Here is a 15,417-nt window from a genome sequence, read left to right on the forward strand (position 1 = left end):
TCAGCCCAGTATCAATCCCGATGTCGGCACGCCGGTGCCGGCGGTGACCAGCACGTGCTCCACGTCGGGTACCTGGTTGACCGAGGTGCCGCGCAATTGCCTTACCCCCTCGGCGATTCCGTTCATGCCGTGGATGTAGGCCTCGCCGAGTTGCCCACCATGGGTGTTGATGGGCAGTCGCCCGCCGATCTCGATCGCGCCCTCGGCGATGTAGTCCTTGGCTTCGCCGCGGCCGCAGAATCCCAACTCCTCCAACTGAATCAGGGTGAACGGCGTGAAGTGGTCGTAGAGCACCGCGGTCTGGATGTCGGTGGGCTTGCACCCCGACTGCGCCCACAGCTGCCGGCCCACCACGCCCATCTCGGGCAGCCCGAGTTCGGGCCGGTAGTAGCTGACCATGGTGTACTGGTCCGGGCTGGAACCCTGCGCCGCCGCCTCAATGACGGCTGGGCGGTGTTTGAGGTCACGCGCCCGCTCCGCCGAGGTCACCACGATCGCCACCGCGCCGTCGGTCTCCTGGCAGCAGTCCAGCAACCGCAACGGCTCGGCGATCCACCGCGAATTCTGGTGGTCCTCAATGGTTATCGGCTTCTGGTAGAAGTACGCCTTCGGGTTTTTGGCGGCGTGCCTGCGGTCGGCCACCGAGATGGCGCCGAAGTCCCGGCTGGTCGCTCCGGACATGTGCATGTAGCGCCGCGCAATCATGGCCACCTGGGCGGCCGGCGTGGACAACCCGTGCGGGTAGGAGAAGGAGTTGTCTGCGGTGGTCGAATCCGCTTGGTCCCCGCCGCTTCCCACCAACCTGGTCTGCACCTGCCCGAACCGCATCCCGGAGCGCTCGTTGAATGCCCGGTAGGCCACCACACAGTCGGCGACCCCGGTGGCGACCGCGATTGCGGCCTGCTGCACGGTCGCGCACGCCGCGCCGCCGCCGTAGTGGATCCTGGAGAAGAACTTCAGATCCCCGATACCGGCCGCGCGTGCCACCGCGACCTCGGTGTTGGTGTCCATCGTGAACGTGGTCAAGCCGTCCACGTCGGACGGCGACAGGCCCGCGTCGTCGAGCGCGTCCAACACGGCCTCGGCGGCCAGCCTCAACTCGGAGCGGCCGGAGTCCTTGGAGAAGTCGGTGGCCCCGATCCCGACAATGGCGGCTCGACCACTGAGTAATCCGGTCGACATCTACACGTCCCCCATCGTCAGCGTCACCGTGGCAATGACATGGTGGCCAAGACTGTTGGCGCCCAACACTTTCACGGTGATCAGGCCGTCCTCGACGGCGGTCACCTCACCGGTGAACGTCACCGTGTCGTAGGCGTACCAGGGCACGCCTAGTCGCAGCCCTATCGACTTGATCCGCGCCGACGGTCCGGCCCAGTCGGTGATGAAACGCTGCACCAGCCCGGTGTCGGTGAGGATGTTGACGAAGATGTCCTTGGAGCCTTTGGCCTGCGCCTTGTCCCGGTCGTGGTGCACATCCTGAAAGTCCCTGGTGGCCAGGGCTGTCGAGATGATGAACGTCGGGTCGCCGTACAGCTTGAGTTCCGGCAGCACGGTGCCGACCTCGACGGTGGGGGCGCTCATGCGTCCGGCTCCCAGGCGTAGAGGGTCCATTCGGGGCCGCTGTCCCCGGCGGGGAAGTCGATGTATGTGGCCCGCACCGGGGTGCCGATCTGCACCGCCGCCGGGTCGATACCGCGCAACTCGCCGAGCATCCGCACCCCTTCCTCCAGTTCCACCAACGCGATCACGAAAGGCAGTGTGCGGCCTGGGACTTTCGGTGCGTGATGCACCACGAAGCTGAACACGGTGCCGCGTCCGCTGGACACCACGTAGTCGATCGGGGCGGCGGGGTCCTGCCACAGCGCCGGCACCGGTGGGTGCTGCAGCGTGCCGTCCGCCAGCTTCTGGATCCGTAACTCGTGCGCCTTGACGCCGTCCCAGAAGAACGCGGTGTCCCGCGACGACGACGGCCGCATCATCGCATCGGCATCCAGATCGTCGGGCACCGAGCCGCCCGAAGCCGAATCACTCTCGGCCGGGCGGAATTTGAGGATGCGCCACTCCATCTCGGCGACGTCCTCGTCTCCCACCCGCCACACGATGTGCTGGTTGATGAAGAAGCCTTCACCGAGCGCGGTCCGCTTGGGGCCCACCACGTCGCGCATCTCGGAGTGGATGGTGACCTGCTCGCCGGGTCGCAGATAGCGGTGGTAGGTCTGTTCGCAGTTGGTCGCCACCACACCGATGTAGCCGTTGTTGTCGAACAGCTCCATCATCGGGCCCATCGGGTCGTCGGTGGGACGCTGCCCGCCGAGGCCGAACATGGTCCACACCTGGATCATCGCCGGTGGAGCGACCAACCCCGGGTGCCCAACCGCGCGCGCGGCGTCCTCGTCGATGTAGATCGGGTTGCGGTCGCCGAGGGCTTCCACCCAGTTGTTGATCATCGGCTGGTTCACCGGGTCGCGACCGGTGCGCGGCTTGGGGCCGCCGGCCGCGACGATTTCCGCGACGGCTGCGTGAATGTCGGTCATCGAGGAACCCTCGGCACCTTCAATCCGGACGCGGCGATCATCTCCCGCATGACCTCGTTGACACCGCCGCCGAAGGTGATCACCAGGTTTCGCTTGGTCTGGGCATCCAGCCATTGCAGCAACTCGGCGGTCTGCGGTTCGGCCGGGTTGCCGTACTTGCCGACGATCTCCTCGGCGAGCCGCCCGATGTACTGAATCTTCTCGGTGCCGAAGACTTTCGTCGATGCGGCGTCGGCCACGTTGATGTCCTCGCCGGCGGCGGCCACCTGCCAGTTCAGCAGTTCGTTGATCCGCCACAGCGAATAGATCTCGCCCAGTGCACGTTTGACGTCGTGGTGGTCGATCGGGGTGACGCCGTTGCCGCCCGGCTGGGACGCCCAGTCGCGCACGCGGTCGTAGATGCCGGCGGTGCGGCCCGCCGGCCCCAACATCACCCGTTCGTTGTTGAGCTGCGTGGTGATCAGCCGCCAGCCGCCGTTCTCCTCGCCGACCAGCATGTCGGCCGGCACCCGTACGTCGTTGTAGTAGGTGGCGTTGGTGTGGTGGGCGCCGTCGGACAGGATGATCGGCGTCCAGGAATAGCCGGGGTCCTTGGTGTCGACGATCAGTATCGAAATACCTTTGTGTTTAACGGCTTCCGGGTCGGTTCGGCAGGCCAGCCAGATGTAGTCGGCGTCGTGGGCGCCGGTGGTGAAGATCTTCTGGCCGTTGACGATGTATTCGTCGCCCTGACGCACCGCGGTGGTGCGCAACGCCGCCAGGTCGGTGCCGGCATCCGGTTCGGTGTAGCCGATCGCGAAGTGCACCTCGCCCGCCAGAATGGCCGGCAGGAACTTCTTCTTCTGCAGTTCGCTGCCGAATTGCTGCAGGGTCGGGCCGACGGTCTGCAGCGTGACGGCGGGCAGCGGCACGTCGGCGCGGTGCGCCTCGTTGACGAAGATGGACTGCTCAATGGGGCCAAAACCCAAGCCGCCGAACTCTTTCGGCCAGCCCACGCCAAGTTTGCCGTCTTTGCCCATCCTGCGGATCACCGCCCGGTAGGCCTCATTGTGCCGGTCGGACTCCATCGCTTTCGCCTCATCGGACGAAATCAGGTTCGAGAAGTATTCGCGAAGCTCCGCCTGCAGCTGCCGCTGCTCGGGAGTCAAGTCGATGTACATTACGGAGCTCCCACCAGATTGTCTGGGCGGCGACCCGCAGCGCCCGGCTCCGCCGCGCTCGCGATCCCCACCAAATCAAGACGATGCGAGGGCCCGCCCAGCAACCGGGTCAGGGTCAGGTCCTTGATCGTGGAGTAATACCGGTGCATCGGATAGGTGACGTCCATACCCATGCCGCCGTGCAGGTGATGGCAGATCTGCATCACCGGCGGCGCCTGCGACGCCAGCCAGTAACCGAGCACGTCCAAATCGGTTGCGGCGTCCCGATCTTCGGACAGCTGCCAGATCACCGCCTTGGCCGCCAAATCGATGGTGCGCGAGGCGATGTACACCTCGGCCCAGCTGCGCGGCCACCGTCTGGAAAGTCGAGAGCGGTTTGCCGAACTGTTTGCGGCCTGCGACGTAATCGGCCGTCAGCCGCAACGCGCCGGCCACCAGTCCGTCGGCGTAGCCGCCGATCGCGGCCAACGCCAACTGGTTCACCCGAGCCGCTGTCGCGCCCGCCAGCACATCGGAGTCCGGCACGGCCACATCGGCGAACGTCACGGTGTATTCGTCGGAACCGTTGGAGGTGGGCGTGCGTACCACCGCCACGCCGTCGGCCTTCGGTGAGACCACCACCACCGCGCTGTCGGCGGTGACCACCATCCAGTCGGCCGAATCGGCATATCCGACACCGACTTTCACACCCGACAGTCGACCGCCACGGAACGCGGTCGACGGCCGGTCGGGCAGCGCCGCCCCGGGCTCGTTGAGCGCGGCGGTCAGCACCGAGCCCTTGGGCACCCCGGCCAGGAACCGGTCCTGCTGCTCCTCGGACGCCAGGTCCAGCAGCGGCAACATCCCGAAACCCAGCGTCGCCAGGGCGGGGGTGATCGCGCCATGCCGGCCTACCTCGGTCAACACGGTGCCCACCTCGGGCAGGCCCACCCCGTCGCCGCCGAGGCGCTCAGGTACCGGCAGTGCCGTCACTCCCCCGTCGACCAACGCCGTCCAGGTCAGCTCGCGCTCCAGCACGGACGTGACGACGTCGGCGACGGCTTGCTGCGTCGCGGTGAGTTCGAAGTCCATCAGGACGTCACCGACGCGTTGCCCGCGTAGTCGACCTGCCAGTGCTTGATGCCGTTGAGCCACCCCGACCGCAACCGCTCCGGCTCCGAGAGCGGCGTCAGATCCGGCATGTGGTCGGCAACGGCGTTGAAGATCAGGTTGATCGTCATCCGGGCCAGGTTGGCGCCGATGCAGTAGTGCGCGCCGGTGCCACCGAAACCGACGTGCGGGTTGGGGTCGCGCAGGATGTTGAACGAGTACGGGTCGACGAAGACGTCCTCGTCGAAATTGGCTGAGCGGTAAGACATCACCACCCGCTGGCCCTTTTTGATCAGCACGCCGCCCAGCTCGATGTCCTTGTTGGCGGTGCGCTGGAAGGCGCTGACCGGCGTCGCCCAGCGGACGATCTCGTCGGCCGTGGTGGACGGGCGTTCCTTCTTGTACAGCTCCCACTGGTCCGGGTTGTTCGCGAAGGCGATCATGCCGTGGGTGATCGAGTTGCGGGTGGTCTCGTTGCCCGCGACGGCGAGCATGATGACGAAGAAGCCGAATTCGTCGTCGGAGAGCTTCTCCCCGTCGATGTCGGCCTGGATCAAGGCGGTGACGATGTCCTCGGTCGGGTTTTTCGTCCGCTCCTCGGCCATCGCCATGGCGTAGGTGATCAGTTCCAGCGAGGACTGCGCGGGATCGATGTCGGCGTATTCGGGGTCCTCGCCGCCGGTCATCTCGTTGGACCAGCGGAACAGCTTGTCGCGGTCGTCCTGCGGCACGCCCAGCAGGCCGGCGATCGCCTGCAGCGGCAGCTCGCAAGAAACCTGCTCGACGAAGTCGCCGGCACCCGCGGCGGCGGCGGTCTTGGCGATGTTCTGGGCGCGCTGGTTGAGTTCGTCCTCCAGCCGGCCGATCGCGCGCGGGGGAAGCCGCGGGAGATGATCTTGCGCAGCCGGGTGTGGTGCGGGGCATCCATGTTGAGCATCACGTTGCGCTGCAACTCGACGTTCTCGCGGGTCATCTCTTTGGGCCAGGTCGGTATCGCGCCGTTCTCCCAGCTGGAGAAGTCGTCGCTGCGGCGCGACACTTCCTTGACGTCGGCGTGCTTGGTGAGCAGCCAGTAGCCGTGGTCCCCGAAACCTCCGCAGCCGTCGGGCACGTCGACCCAGTGGATCGGCTCGGATTTGCGGAGCTGCGCGAGCTCCTCGACGGGGAGACCGGCCAGGTTGATGTCGGGGTCGAGAAAGTCGTAGTCGGCCGGAATATTCGGGGGTGCCATTAGGGGTGATCTCCTAAATTGCGACGTGGTCTAGTGTCAGTAAAACATGCCTCTACCGCAGACAAAAGGCGCTAAGGCATCCTCGCTTGTCATAGTAATGAAACGTGTTCTAGCCTGACCTCATGGGTAACCCGGTAATCGTCGAAGCCACCCGTAGCCCGATCGGCAAGCGCATGGGATGGCTGTCAGGGCTGCACGCCACCGAACTGCTCGGGGCTGTCCAGAAGGCGGTTGTGGAGAGGGCCGGCATCGACGCGGGCGACGTCGAACAACTCATCGGCGGCTGCGTGACGCAGTTCGGCGAGCAGTCCAACAACATCACCCGGGTGTCCTGGTTGGTGGCCGGGCTGCCCGACCATGTCGGCGCCACCACGGTGGACTGCCAGTGCGGCAGCGCCCAGCAGGCCAACCACCTGGTGGCCGGGCTGATCGCCGCGGGTGCCATCGACATCGGCATCGCGTGCGGCATAGAGGCGATGAGCCGGGTGGGCCTGGGCGCCAACGCCGGGCCGGACCGCGGGATTCTGCGGCCCGCGTCCTGGGACATCGACCTGCCGGATCAGTTCACCGCTGCCGAGCGGATCGCCAAGCGGCGCGGCATCACCCGCGAGGACATCGACCAGTTCGGTTTCGATTCGCAGCGCAAGGCCAAGCAAGCCTGGGCGGAGGGCCGGTTCGACCGGGAGATCTCGCCGATCGAGGCCCCGGTGCTCGACGAGAACAAGCAGCCGACCGCCGAACGCGCCCCGGTCACCCGTGACCAGGGCTTGCGCGACACCACCCTCGAAGGCCTCAGCCAGCTCAAGCCGGTGCTGGAGGGCGGCATCCACACCGCGGGCACGTCCTCACAGATCTCCGACGGCGCGGCTGCGGTGCTGTGGATGGACGAGGACAAGGCCAAGGCTTTGGGTCTGCGGCCGCGGGCCCGGATCGTCGCCCAGGCCAATGTCGGCGCCGAGCCCTACTACCACCTCGACGGCCCCGTGCAGTCGACGGCCAGGGTGCTGGAAAAGGCCGGGATGAAGATGGGCGACATCGACATCGTCGAGATCAACGAGGCGTTCGCGTCGGTGGTGCTGTCCTGGGCGCGGGTGCACGAGCCCGACATGGACCGGGTGAACGTCAACGGCGGCGCGATCGCGCTGGGACACCCGGTGGGCAGCACCGGCAGTCGGCTGATCACCACCGCCCTGCACGAGCTGGAGCGCACCGACCAAAGCACCGCGCTGATCACCATGTGCGCCGGCGGCGCGCTGTCGACCGGGACCATCATCGAACGTCTCTGATCCGCGGATCCAGCTGCCGCGAGCGGGCCGGGCCGGGCGCCTGACCCAGGATTCCGACGACAAAGGAGTGGTGATGCCGAAATCCCGTCCGCGGTTTCTGAATTCGCCGTTCACCGACCACTTCATGAAGTGGATGGCGCGGGCGAACACCTGGATGTACCGCCGCAACGGCGGGGAGGGCATGGGCAGCACGTTCCAGAAGAGCCCGGTGGCGCTGCTGACCACCACCGGCCGCAAGACCGGTGAGCCCCGGGTCAGCCCGCTGCTCTTTCTGCGCGACGGCGACCGGGTGATCCTGGTGGCCTCGCGCGGCGGCTCCGACAAGAACCCGATGTGGTATCTCAACCTGAAGGCCAACCCCGCGGTCAAGGTGCAGATCAAGCAGGAAGTGCTGGATCTGACCGCACGCGACGCCACCGACGCCGAGCGCGACCGGTACTGGCCACAGCTGGTGCAGATGTACCCGGCGTTCGAGGACTACCAGTCCTGGACCGATCGCAAGATTCCGATCGTCATCTGCGACCCTTAGCAGCTATGACCGATCGGCTGAACGACGTCGTCTCCAACCAGTACGAAAAGTGGACCTACCCCGAACCGATCCAGGACATCGGCGAATGGCTGGTCGACGGCTGGCAATGGTTCGACCCCAGCCACGCCTACCTGCAGTTCTGGCCCGACCGCGAGTACAAACCCGACCTGGACATCCTGATCGCGGGTTGCGGTAGCAATCAGGCGGCGATCATCGCCTACAACAACCGCGCCGCCCGGGTGGTGGCGATCGACGTCAGCCAGCGGTCGCTGGATCACGAGCAATACCTCAAGGACCGGCACGGGCTGTCGAACCTGGAACTGCATCGGCTCCCCATCGAAGAGGTGTCGACGCTGGGCCTGGATTTCGACCTGATCATGTCCACCGGCGTGCTGCATCATCTGGCCGATCCCCCCGCTGGGCATGAAGGCTCTGGCTGATTGCCTGCGGCCTGGTGGCGCCGTCGGCCTGATGCTCTATGCGCGGTACGGCCGCATCGGTGTCGAACTGATGCAGTCGGTCTTTCGCGACCTGGGGTTGCGGCAGGACGAGGACGGCATCCGGGTGGTGAACGAGACCATCTCCATGCTCGACCCCAACCACCCGTTCCTGGTCTACCGGGACGCCGCGCCCGACCTGTATTACGATGCGGGACTTGTCGATACGTGCCTGCACGGCCGCGACCGCAGCTTCACCACCGAGGACTGCATCGACCTGCTCGGCTCGGCCGGGCTGGTGTTCCAGCGCTGGTTTCACAACGCGCCGTACTACCCGCACGACATCAACAGCCTGTCGTCGCCGGCGACCGAGTTCTACGAGATCATGAGCGCGTTGCCGGAGCGGAAGATGTGGTCGCTGCTGGAGAAGATGCGTACCTCCAACTCGTGTCACTTTTTCGTTGCCGCCCATCCCGACCGTCCGAAAAGCAGTTACCTCATTGACTTTTCGTCGCCGGAGGCGCTGGACTACGTGCCGCGGATGCGGCTGAGCTGCGGGCTGTCCGGCGCGGAGCTCCATCGCCCGCATTGGGACATGACGCTCAACGCCGCCGAACTGCCCTACGTCCAGCACATCAACGGGCAGCGCACCATTCGCGAGATCGCGGCCGCCGTCGGACGTAACGAGACCGACAGCTTCAAGCTGGGCCTGTACGAGAACTTCGGCCGCGGGCTGTTCCAGTCGCTGTGGCGACTGGACTTCATCGAGATGAGCCTGGAAGCGGTGCGCCGATCCTGAGCGGGCGCTAGGAACCCGCGCCGTAGACCGGCACCGGTGGGCGCGACTTTGCCAGCAGGTCGCTGACGACGGGCCCCAACTCAGCGGGCTCCCACCGTGCACCCTTGTCGATCTGCGGGCCATGGGCCCAGCCCTCGGCGACCCGGATCAGGCCCGCCTCCACCTCGAACACCTTGCCGGTGACGTCGCGCGACTCGACGCTGCCTAGCCAAACCACCAGTGGGGAAACGTTTTCCGGTGCCATCGCATCGAACCCGCCGTCCTCGGGTGCGGCCATCGTCTCGGCGAACACCGCCTCGGTCATCCGGGTTCGGGCGGCCGGCGCGATGGCGTTCACGGTGATGCCGTAGCGCCCGAGTTCGGCCGCGCCGACCAGGGTCAGCGCGGCGATCCCGGCCTTGGCCGCCGAGTAGTTACCCTGCCCGACGCTGCCCTGCAGTCCGGCCGCCGAACTGGTGTTGATGATGCGGGCATTGAGATCGTCGGGCCCGACGGTGCCGCCCTTGATCTGCCGGCGCCAGTAACCTGCCGCGTGCCGCAACGTCGCGAAATGTCCCTTGAGGTGGACGCGGATCACGGCATCCCACTCACTTTCGCTGGTGTTGGCCAACATTCGGTCGCGAATGAAGCCGGCGTTGTTCACCAGGACGTCCAGGCCGCCGAAGGTGTCCACCGCGGTGTCGATCAGATTCTGCGCGCCCGTCCAGTCGGCGACGTCGTCGCCGTTGGCGACGGCCTCGCCGCCGGCCGCTTTGATCTCGTCGACGACCTGCTGGGCCGGGCTTTCGCCGGCGGACCCGTCCAGGCCGACACCGATGTCGTTGACCACCACCCGGGCCCCCTCGGCCGCGAAGGCCAAGGCGTGCGCGCGGCCGATGCCGCGGCCGGCTCCGGTGACAATGACCACTCGGCCGTCAACCACACCCATATTTCCTCGTCTCCTCTACTTGATCGCGCTCGCGTTCGTGGTGGCCAGATAGTGCGGCGGCTCGCCCCCGCCGTGTACCTCCAACGCGGCCCCGCTGATGTAGGCCGCCGCGTCGGAAGCCAGAAATGCTGCAGCCCAACCGACATCCTCCGGTTTGGCCAATCGGCCCAGGGGCACGTTCTTGGAGATCGCGGCGATCGAGTCGGCGTCGCCGTAGAACAGGTCGGCCTGCTCGGTCTCGACCATGCCGACCACGCAGGCGTTCACTCGGACCTTCGGTCCCCATTCGACAGCCAGCGTCTCGGTGAGGCTTTCCAGGCCGGCTTTGGCCGCCCCGTACGCCGCGGTGCCCGGGCTGGGCCGTCGGCCACTGAGACTGCAGATGTTCACGATCGACCCGCCACTGGGTTGGGTTTGCATCTTTTCGTTGGCGAATTGCGAAACCAGCAGGCCGCCAATCAGATTGAGTTCGATGATCTTGCGGTTGAACTTGGGGCTGGAGTCGGCGGTCAGCACGTAGGGCGAACCGCCGGCGTTGTTGACCACGACGTCGAGCCGGCCGTGCCGTTCGACGATCGAGTCGATCAGCGACTGGACGGCGTGTTCGTCACGGACGTCGCAGCTGTGGAACTCGTGCGGGAAATCTTCGACGGACCGTCGCGCACAGGCGATCACCGTCGCGCCCTGCGCGGCGAAAACCGCGCTGATACCGGCGCCGACACCGCGGACGCCGCCGGTCACCAGCACCACGCGGCCGGCCAGACCGAAGTTGAGGCCGTCGGTGCTCGGGGGGGCTGAGTCCGATCGGGTCACTGTGCTAGCGTACCAAGCAAGTGCTTGCTTAGGTAATTGCCCCCCAGTTCCGAAGGCCCCGACCAGGAAGTGCCATGACCATCACCTCCAAAACACTCGAGCCCGGCATCGTGGCGGTCACGGTCGACTACCCACCGGTCAACGCCATCCCGTCCAAGGGCTGGTTCGAACTCGCCGACGCCATCACCGCGGCCGGCGCCGACCTGAGCACCCACGCGGTGATCCTGCGGGCCGAGGGCCGCGGCTTCAACGCCGGCGTGGACATCAAGGAGATGCAGCGCACCGAAGGATTCACCGCGCTGATCGACGCCAACCGCGGCTGCTTCGCCGCGTTCCGCGCGGTGTACGAGTGCGCGGTGCCGGTGATCGCCGCGGTCAACGGGTTCTGCGTGGGTGGCGGCATCGGTCTGGTCGGCAACGCCGACGTGATCGTCGCCTCCGACGACGCCACGTTCGGGTTGCCGGAGGTGGAACGCGGGGCGCTCGGTGCGGCGACCCACCTGTCCCGGCTGGTGCCGCAGCACATGATGCGGAGGTTGTTCTTCACCGCGGCCACCGTGGACGCAGCCACCTTGCACCACTTCGGCTCGGTACACGAGGTGGTTCCGCGCGAGCAGCTCGACGAGGCCGCACTACGCGTAGCCCGCGACATCGCCGCCAAGGACACCCGGGTCATCCGGGCCGCCAAAGAGGCGCTGAACCTCATCGACGTGCAGCGGGTCAACTCGAGTTACCGCATGGAGCAAGGGTTTACCTTCGAGCTGAACCTGGCCGGAGTGGCCGATGAGCACCGCGACGCGTTCGCCGGCACCGAGAAGGGCAAGAAGTGAGCAACAAGCTGACCTCTCTCGACGACGCCGTCGCCTGCGTCGAAAGCGGCATGACCATCGGCATCGCGGGTTGGGGTTCGCGCCGCAAGCCGATGGCGTTCGTGCGCGCCCTGCTGCGCACCGATGCCACCGACCTGACCGTCGTCACCTACGGCGGTCCCGACCTGGGCCTGTTGTGCTCGGCCGGCAAGGTCAAGCGGGTCTACTACGGGTTCGTGTCCCTGGACTCGCCGCCGTTCTACGACCCATGGTTCGCCAAGGCCCGCACCAGTGGCGCCATCGAGGCCCGCGAGATGGACGAGGGCATGCTGCGCTGCGGGCTGCAGGCGGCAGCACAACGGTTGCCGTTCTTGCCGATTCGTGCCGGGCTGGGCAGCTCGGTGCTCGACTTCTGGGAAGGTGAACTGAAAACCGTCACTTCGCCCTACCAGGCGCCCGGTGGCGGACACGAGACATTGATCGCGATGCCGGCGCTGAAGCTCGATGTCGCCTTCGCGCACCTGAATATCGGTGATGCCCGTGGTAATGCCGCCTACACCGGCATCGACCCCTATTTCGACGACCTGTACCTGATGGCCGCCGAAAAGCGATTCCTGTCGGTGGAGCGGGTAGTGCCCACCGAGGAACTCGTCAAGTCCGTGCCCCCGCAGGCACTGCTGATCAACCGGATGATGGTCGACGGCGTCGTCGAGGCTCCGGGTGGAGCGCACTTCACCACGGCCGCACCGGATTACGGCCGCGACGAGAAGTTCCAGCGACACTACGCCGAGGCCGCGTCGACCGAGGACGGCTGGGCGCAGTTCGTGGCTACCTACCTGTCCGGCAGTGAGGACGACTACCAGGCCGCGGTACGCAAGTTCGGCGAGGAGGCAGCCAAGTGAGCACCCGGGCAGAGGTCTGCGCGGTCGCCTGCGCTGAATTGTTTCGCGACGCAGGCGAAATCATGGTGAGCCCGATGACCAACATGGCTGCGGTCGGTGCCCGGTTGGCTCGGCTATCGTTCTCCCCCGACATCCTGCTGACCGACGGTGAAGCCCAGTTGCTGGCCGACACACCCGCGTTGGGCAAGACGGGAGCCATCGAAGGCTGGATGCCGTTCGGCCGCGTTTTCGAGACCCTGGCCTGGGGACGGCGGCACGTCGTGATGGGCGCCAATCAGGTTGACCGGTATGGCAATCAGAACATCTCGGCGTTCGGTCCGCTGCAGAAGCCGACCCGGCAGATGTTCGGCCTGCGCGGCTCGCCGGGCAACACCATCAACCACGCGACCAGCTACTGGGTGGGCAACCACTCCAAGCGGGTGTTCACCGAATCCGTCGACATCGTCTGCGGCATCGGCTACGACAAGGTCGACCACGACAATCCGGCGTTCCGGTTCGTCAACGTCTACCGCGTCATCTCGAATCTGGGCGTGTTCGATTTCGGCGGCCCGGGCCGAACCATGCGGGCGCTGTCCCTGCACCCCGGGGTTACGGCCGACGAGGTCCGCGAGGCCACGTCGTTCGAGATACACGGACTCGACGAAGCCGGCGAGACCCGGCAGCCGACCGACGAGGAGCTGCGGCTCATCCGCGAGGTAATCGACCCGAAAGCACTGCGCGACAGAGAGATTCGCTAGTGAGGATCAAGACGCCGCTGACCGAGTTGGTCGGTATCGAGCATCCGGTGGTGCAGACCGGGATGGGCTGGGTGGCCGGTGCGCGGCTGGTGTCGGCCACGGCCAACGCCGGCGGCCTGGGCATCCTGGCCTCGGCCACCATGACGCTGGACGAACTGGCTACGGCCATCGGCAAGGTCAAGTCCGCCACCGACAAGCCGTTCGGCGTGAACATCCGCGCGGACGCCGCCGACGCCGGCGACCGCGTCGAACTGATGATCCGCGAGGGCGTCAAGGTGGCGTCGTTCGCCCTGGCTCCCAAGAAGGAGCTGATCGACCGGCTCAAAGAGGCTGGCGCGGTTGTGGTTCCGTCGATCGGCGCGGCCAAACACGCCCGCAAGGTCGCTGCCTGGGGTGCCGACGCGATGATCGTGCAGGGCGGCGAGGGCGGCGGGCACACCGGCCCGGTCGCGACCACGCTGTTGCTGCCGTCCGTACTGGATGCCGTTCAAGGGACCGGAATCCCGGTGATCGCCGCGGGCGGCTTCTTCGACGGCCGCGGCCTGGCCGCCGCTTTGTCCTATGGCGCGGCCGGGGTGGCGATGGGGACCCGCTTCCTGCTCACTTCGGACTCCACCGTGCCCGACGCCGTCAAGCGCCGTTATTTGGATTCCGCGCTGGACGGCACGGTGGTGACCACCCGGGTGGACGGCATGCCGCACCGCGTGTTGCGTACCGGCTTGGTGGAGAAGCTGGAAAGTGGCTCGCCGATCAGGGGTTTGACCGCCGCAGTGCGCAACGCCGGCAAGTTCAAGCACATGTCGGGGATGACGTGGCGATCGATGATCCAGGACGGCCTGGCCATGCGGCACGGTAAAGAACTGACCTGGTCGCAGGTGGTGATGGCGGCCAACACCCCGATGCTGCTCAAAGCCGGCCTGGTCGAGGGCAATACCGAGGCCGGGGTGCTGGCGTCGGGCCAGGTGGCCGGCATCCTCGACGACCTGCCGTCGTGCGCCGAGTTGATCGAGTCCATCGTCGCCGACGCCGTCAAGCACCTGCAGGCCGCGTCGGCTTACATCGAGTAGTCAAGCCTCGACGACCATCAGGGTGTGCCCGGTCGGGTCGCGGAACCAGAACAGCGGCGGAACCGGCTCGCCCATTCGCGAGACCTGGGGGTCGATATCGACACCGAGCTCTTTCATCGCCGCGTGGGTGGCGTCGATGTCGTTGGTGTTCAAGGTGATTCCGGTGACCGTCGGCTGCACCGGCCCGCTGTCCGGCGGCGGCGGCGCGAGCGCGATGCCAGTCGTTCCACCCGGCAGGTACACCTCGATCCACCGCTGGCCACCGTGAAACGGCGTGTCGGTGCGCTTCTCGAACCCGAGCGACTCGTAGAACGCGACCGCCTTGTCCTGTTCGATTGTCGGCACACAGACCAGGTTGATTCCCTGCAGACCAGTCGTCATCGGGCATCCTTTCCGTAAGCACGTGCGATGTCCTGCGAGCTCCCCCAGCGACTGAAGGTCGGTGACTGCGGCCAGCCGTCCGGCGAGTCCTGCCACTCCTCCTGACGGCCATAGGGGAGGAGGTCGAGCAGGCCGAAGACGTGTTGCATCAGCTCGGTGCCGCGGCCGTTGGTGTGCCAGGTCCGGTAGACGTTATCCCCTGCGCGCAGAAAGACATTCACGCCGAATCCGCCGCCCGCCGGGGCATCGACGTCGGCGCCGAACGGGCTGTTGGCGGTGGAGTACCAGGTCATCTGGTTACCCACCCGCGCCTTGTAGGCCAGCGCTTCGTCGATCGGCCCCTGGGTGACGACGACGAAACGGGCGTCCCAGTTGTCCAGGAACTCCAGCCGGGTGTATTGCGACGTGAGGCCGGTGCATCCGGGGCACTGCCACTCCTGGCCGGCAAACCACATGTGGTGGTAGACGATCAGCTGCGACTTACCGTCGAAGATGTCGACCAGCCGCACCGGTCCGTCCTCGCCTTCCAGGGTGTATTCGGGCATTGCGACCATCGGCAGCCGGCGCCGCTGCGCGGCGATCGCGTCGAGTTCACGAGTGGCGGCCTTCTCCCGGACTCGCAGCGCCTGCAGTTCCCGTTCCCAGGTCCGCTGGTCCACAACGGGCGGCAAAGCTGCTGTGCGCAACACAATCCCCCTCCAATTCAAATGTT

14 protein-coding genes and 3 pseudogenes are annotated in these 15,417 nt (G+C 66.5%); 7 read left to right on the forward strand and 10 right to left on the reverse strand.

Annotated features, from left to right (window positions below; translation table 11 throughout):
- From L6444_RS27320 to L6444_RS27345, 6 genes and pseudogenes are all read right to left on the reverse strand, one after another.
- Nucleotides 1-1,182: a lipid-transfer protein gene (locus tag L6444_RS27320; RefSeq protein ID WP_236978412.1), complete on the reverse strand. Its 1,182-nt coding sequence runs from the start codon at nt 1,180-1,182 to the stop codon at nt 1-3.
- Nucleotides 1,183-1,584 carry a MaoC family dehydratase gene (locus tag L6444_RS27325; protein WP_236978414.1) on the reverse strand — a complete coding sequence of 134 codons (402 nt, stop codon included), beginning with the start codon at nt 1,582-1,584 and terminating at the stop codon, nt 1,183-1,185. It lies immediately after the preceding gene.
- Nucleotides 1,581-2,537, reverse strand: coding sequence for a bifunctional MaoC family dehydratase N-terminal/OB-fold nucleic acid binding domain-containing protein (locus L6444_RS27330; protein WP_236978417.1), 957 nt, complete (start codon nt 2,535-2,537; stop codon nt 1,581-1,583). The genes L6444_RS27325 and L6444_RS27330 overlap by 4 nt, the downstream gene beginning before the upstream one ends.
- Nucleotides 2,534-3,697 (reverse strand): acyl-CoA dehydrogenase FadE29, encoded by a 1,164-nt coding sequence (fadE29, locus tag L6444_RS27335; protein WP_236978419.1) that lies wholly within the window; start codon nt 3,695-3,697, stop codon nt 2,534-2,536. Before fadE29 ends, L6444_RS27330 begins: the two co-directional genes overlap by 4 nt.
- Nucleotides 3,697-4,768: pseudogene (locus tag L6444_RS27340) on the reverse strand (acyl-CoA dehydrogenase family protein). The gene fadE29 and the pseudogene L6444_RS27340 overlap by 1 nt, the downstream one beginning before the upstream one ends.
- Nucleotides 4,768-6,017 (reverse strand): annotated as a pseudogene (locus L6444_RS27345) (cytochrome P450). Before L6444_RS27345 ends, L6444_RS27340 begins: the two co-directional pseudogenes overlap by 1 nt.
- A gap of 122 nt (nt 6,018-6,139) precedes the next feature.
- Here L6444_RS27345 and L6444_RS27350 point away from each other — a divergent pair.
- The 3 genes and pseudogenes from L6444_RS27350 (at nt 6,140) to L6444_RS27360 (ending at nt 9,068) form a co-directional block, all read left to right on the forward strand.
- Nucleotides 6,140-7,303, forward strand: a complete 1,164-nt coding sequence (locus L6444_RS27350) for a steroid 3-ketoacyl-CoA thiolase (RefSeq protein WP_236978420.1) — start codon at nt 6,140-6,142, stop codon at nt 7,301-7,303.
- A 73-nt stretch (nt 7,304-7,376) separates the two neighbouring features.
- The gene (locus L6444_RS27355) at nt 7,377-7,832 is read left to right on the forward strand and encodes a nitroreductase family deazaflavin-dependent oxidoreductase (protein ID WP_236978422.1); all 456 of its coding nucleotides are present in this window, start codon (nt 7,377-7,379) and stop codon (nt 7,830-7,832) included.
- Nucleotides 7,833-7,837: 5 nt separating this feature from the next.
- Nucleotides 7,838-9,068 (forward strand): annotated as a pseudogene (locus tag L6444_RS27360) (class I SAM-dependent methyltransferase).
- Between the two features lie 7 nt (nt 9,069-9,075).
- Here the strand turns inward: L6444_RS27360 and L6444_RS27365 are convergent.
- Nucleotides 9,076-9,996 (reverse strand): SDR family oxidoreductase, encoded by a 921-nt coding sequence (locus L6444_RS27365; protein ID WP_236978424.1) that lies wholly within the window; start codon nt 9,994-9,996, stop codon nt 9,076-9,078.
- A 15-nt stretch (nt 9,997-10,011) separates the two neighbouring features.
- Nucleotides 10,012-10,809 (reverse strand): SDR family oxidoreductase, encoded by a 798-nt coding sequence (locus L6444_RS27370; protein ID WP_236978426.1) that lies wholly within the window; start codon nt 10,807-10,809, stop codon nt 10,012-10,014.
- A gap of 74 nt (nt 10,810-10,883) precedes the next feature.
- On the opposite strand from L6444_RS27370, the gene echA20 reads away from it, so the two are divergent.
- The 4 genes from echA20 to ipdC are packed head-to-tail and all read left to right on the forward strand — an operon-like array spanning nt 10,884 to nt 14,324.
- Complete coding sequence (echA20, locus tag L6444_RS27375; RefSeq protein ID WP_236978428.1) at nt 10,884-11,639, forward strand: (7aS)-7a-methyl-1,5-dioxo-2,3,5,6,7,7a-hexahydro-1H-indene-carboxyl-CoA hydrolase; 756 nt, start codon at nt 10,884-10,886, stop codon at nt 11,637-11,639.
- Complete coding sequence (ipdA, locus tag L6444_RS27380) at nt 11,636-12,520, forward strand: cholesterol ring-cleaving hydrolase subunit IpdA (protein WP_236978430.1); 885 nt, start codon at nt 11,636-11,638, stop codon at nt 12,518-12,520. The genes echA20 and ipdA overlap by 4 nt, the downstream gene beginning before the upstream one ends.
- Nucleotides 12,517-13,257, forward strand: a complete 741-nt coding sequence (gene ipdB, locus L6444_RS27385) for a cholesterol ring-cleaving hydrolase subunit IpdB (RefSeq protein WP_236978432.1) — start codon at nt 12,517-12,519, stop codon at nt 13,255-13,257. Before ipdA ends, ipdB begins: the two co-directional genes overlap by 4 nt.
- A complete protein-coding gene (gene ipdC / locus L6444_RS27390; RefSeq protein WP_236978433.1) occupies nt 13,257-14,324 on the forward strand; it encodes a (3aS,4S,5R,7aS)-5-hydroxy-7a-methyl-1-oxo-octahydro-1H-indene-4-carboxyl-CoA dehydrogenase in 1,068 nt (355 codons plus the stop codon). Before ipdB ends, ipdC begins: the two co-directional genes overlap by 1 nt.
- Here the strand turns inward: ipdC and L6444_RS27395 are convergent, their stop codons facing one another.
- Nucleotides 14,325-14,705, reverse strand: a complete 381-nt coding sequence (locus L6444_RS27395) for a VOC family protein (protein ID WP_236978436.1) — start codon at nt 14,703-14,705, stop codon at nt 14,325-14,327.
- The gene (locus L6444_RS27400; RefSeq protein WP_236978437.1) at nt 14,702-15,391 is read right to left on the reverse strand and encodes a DUF899 domain-containing protein; all 690 of its coding nucleotides are present in this window, start codon (nt 15,389-15,391) and stop codon (nt 14,702-14,704) included. The genes L6444_RS27395 and L6444_RS27400 overlap by 4 nt, the downstream gene beginning before the upstream one ends.
- Between the last annotated feature and the right edge of the window lie 26 nt (nt 15,392-15,417).

The sequence above is a fragment of the Mycobacterium kiyosense genome, assembly GCA_021654635.1.
In the GTDB taxonomy this organism is placed as follows: domain Bacteria; phylum Actinomycetota; class Actinomycetes; order Mycobacteriales; family Mycobacteriaceae; genus Mycobacterium; species Mycobacterium kiyosense.

Coding starts and splice junctions, on each gene's coding strand:
- L6444_RS27320 (WP_236978412.1), bottom strand. CDS start 1,182: ATGTCGACCGGATTACTCAGTGGTCGAGCCGCCATTGTCGGGATCGGG.
- L6444_RS27325 (WP_236978414.1), bottom strand. CDS start 1,584: ATGAGCGCCCCCACCGTCGAGGTCGGCACCGTGCTGCCGGAACTCAAG.
- L6444_RS27330 (WP_236978417.1), bottom strand. CDS start 2,537: ATGACCGACATTCACGCAGCCGTCGCGGAAATCGTCGCGGCCGGCGGC.
- fadE29 (WP_236978419.1), bottom strand. CDS start 3,697: ATGTACATCGACTTGACTCCCGAGCAGCGGCAGCTGCAGGCGGAGCTT.
- L6444_RS27350 (WP_236978420.1), top strand. CDS start 6,140: ATGGGTAACCCGGTAATCGTCGAAGCCACCCGTAGCCCGATCGGCAAG.
- L6444_RS27355 (WP_236978422.1), top strand. CDS start 7,377: ATGCCGAAATCCCGTCCGCGGTTTCTGAATTCGCCGTTCACCGACCAC.
- L6444_RS27365 (WP_236978424.1), bottom strand. CDS start 9,996: ATGGGTGTGGTTGACGGCCGAGTGGTCATTGTCACCGGAGCCGGCCGC.
- echA20 (WP_236978428.1), top strand. CDS start 10,884: ATGACCATCACCTCCAAAACACTCGAGCCCGGCATCGTGGCGGTCACG.
- L6444_RS27395 (WP_236978436.1), bottom strand. CDS start 14,705: ATGACGACTGGTCTGCAGGGAATCAACCTGGTCTGTGTGCCGACAATC.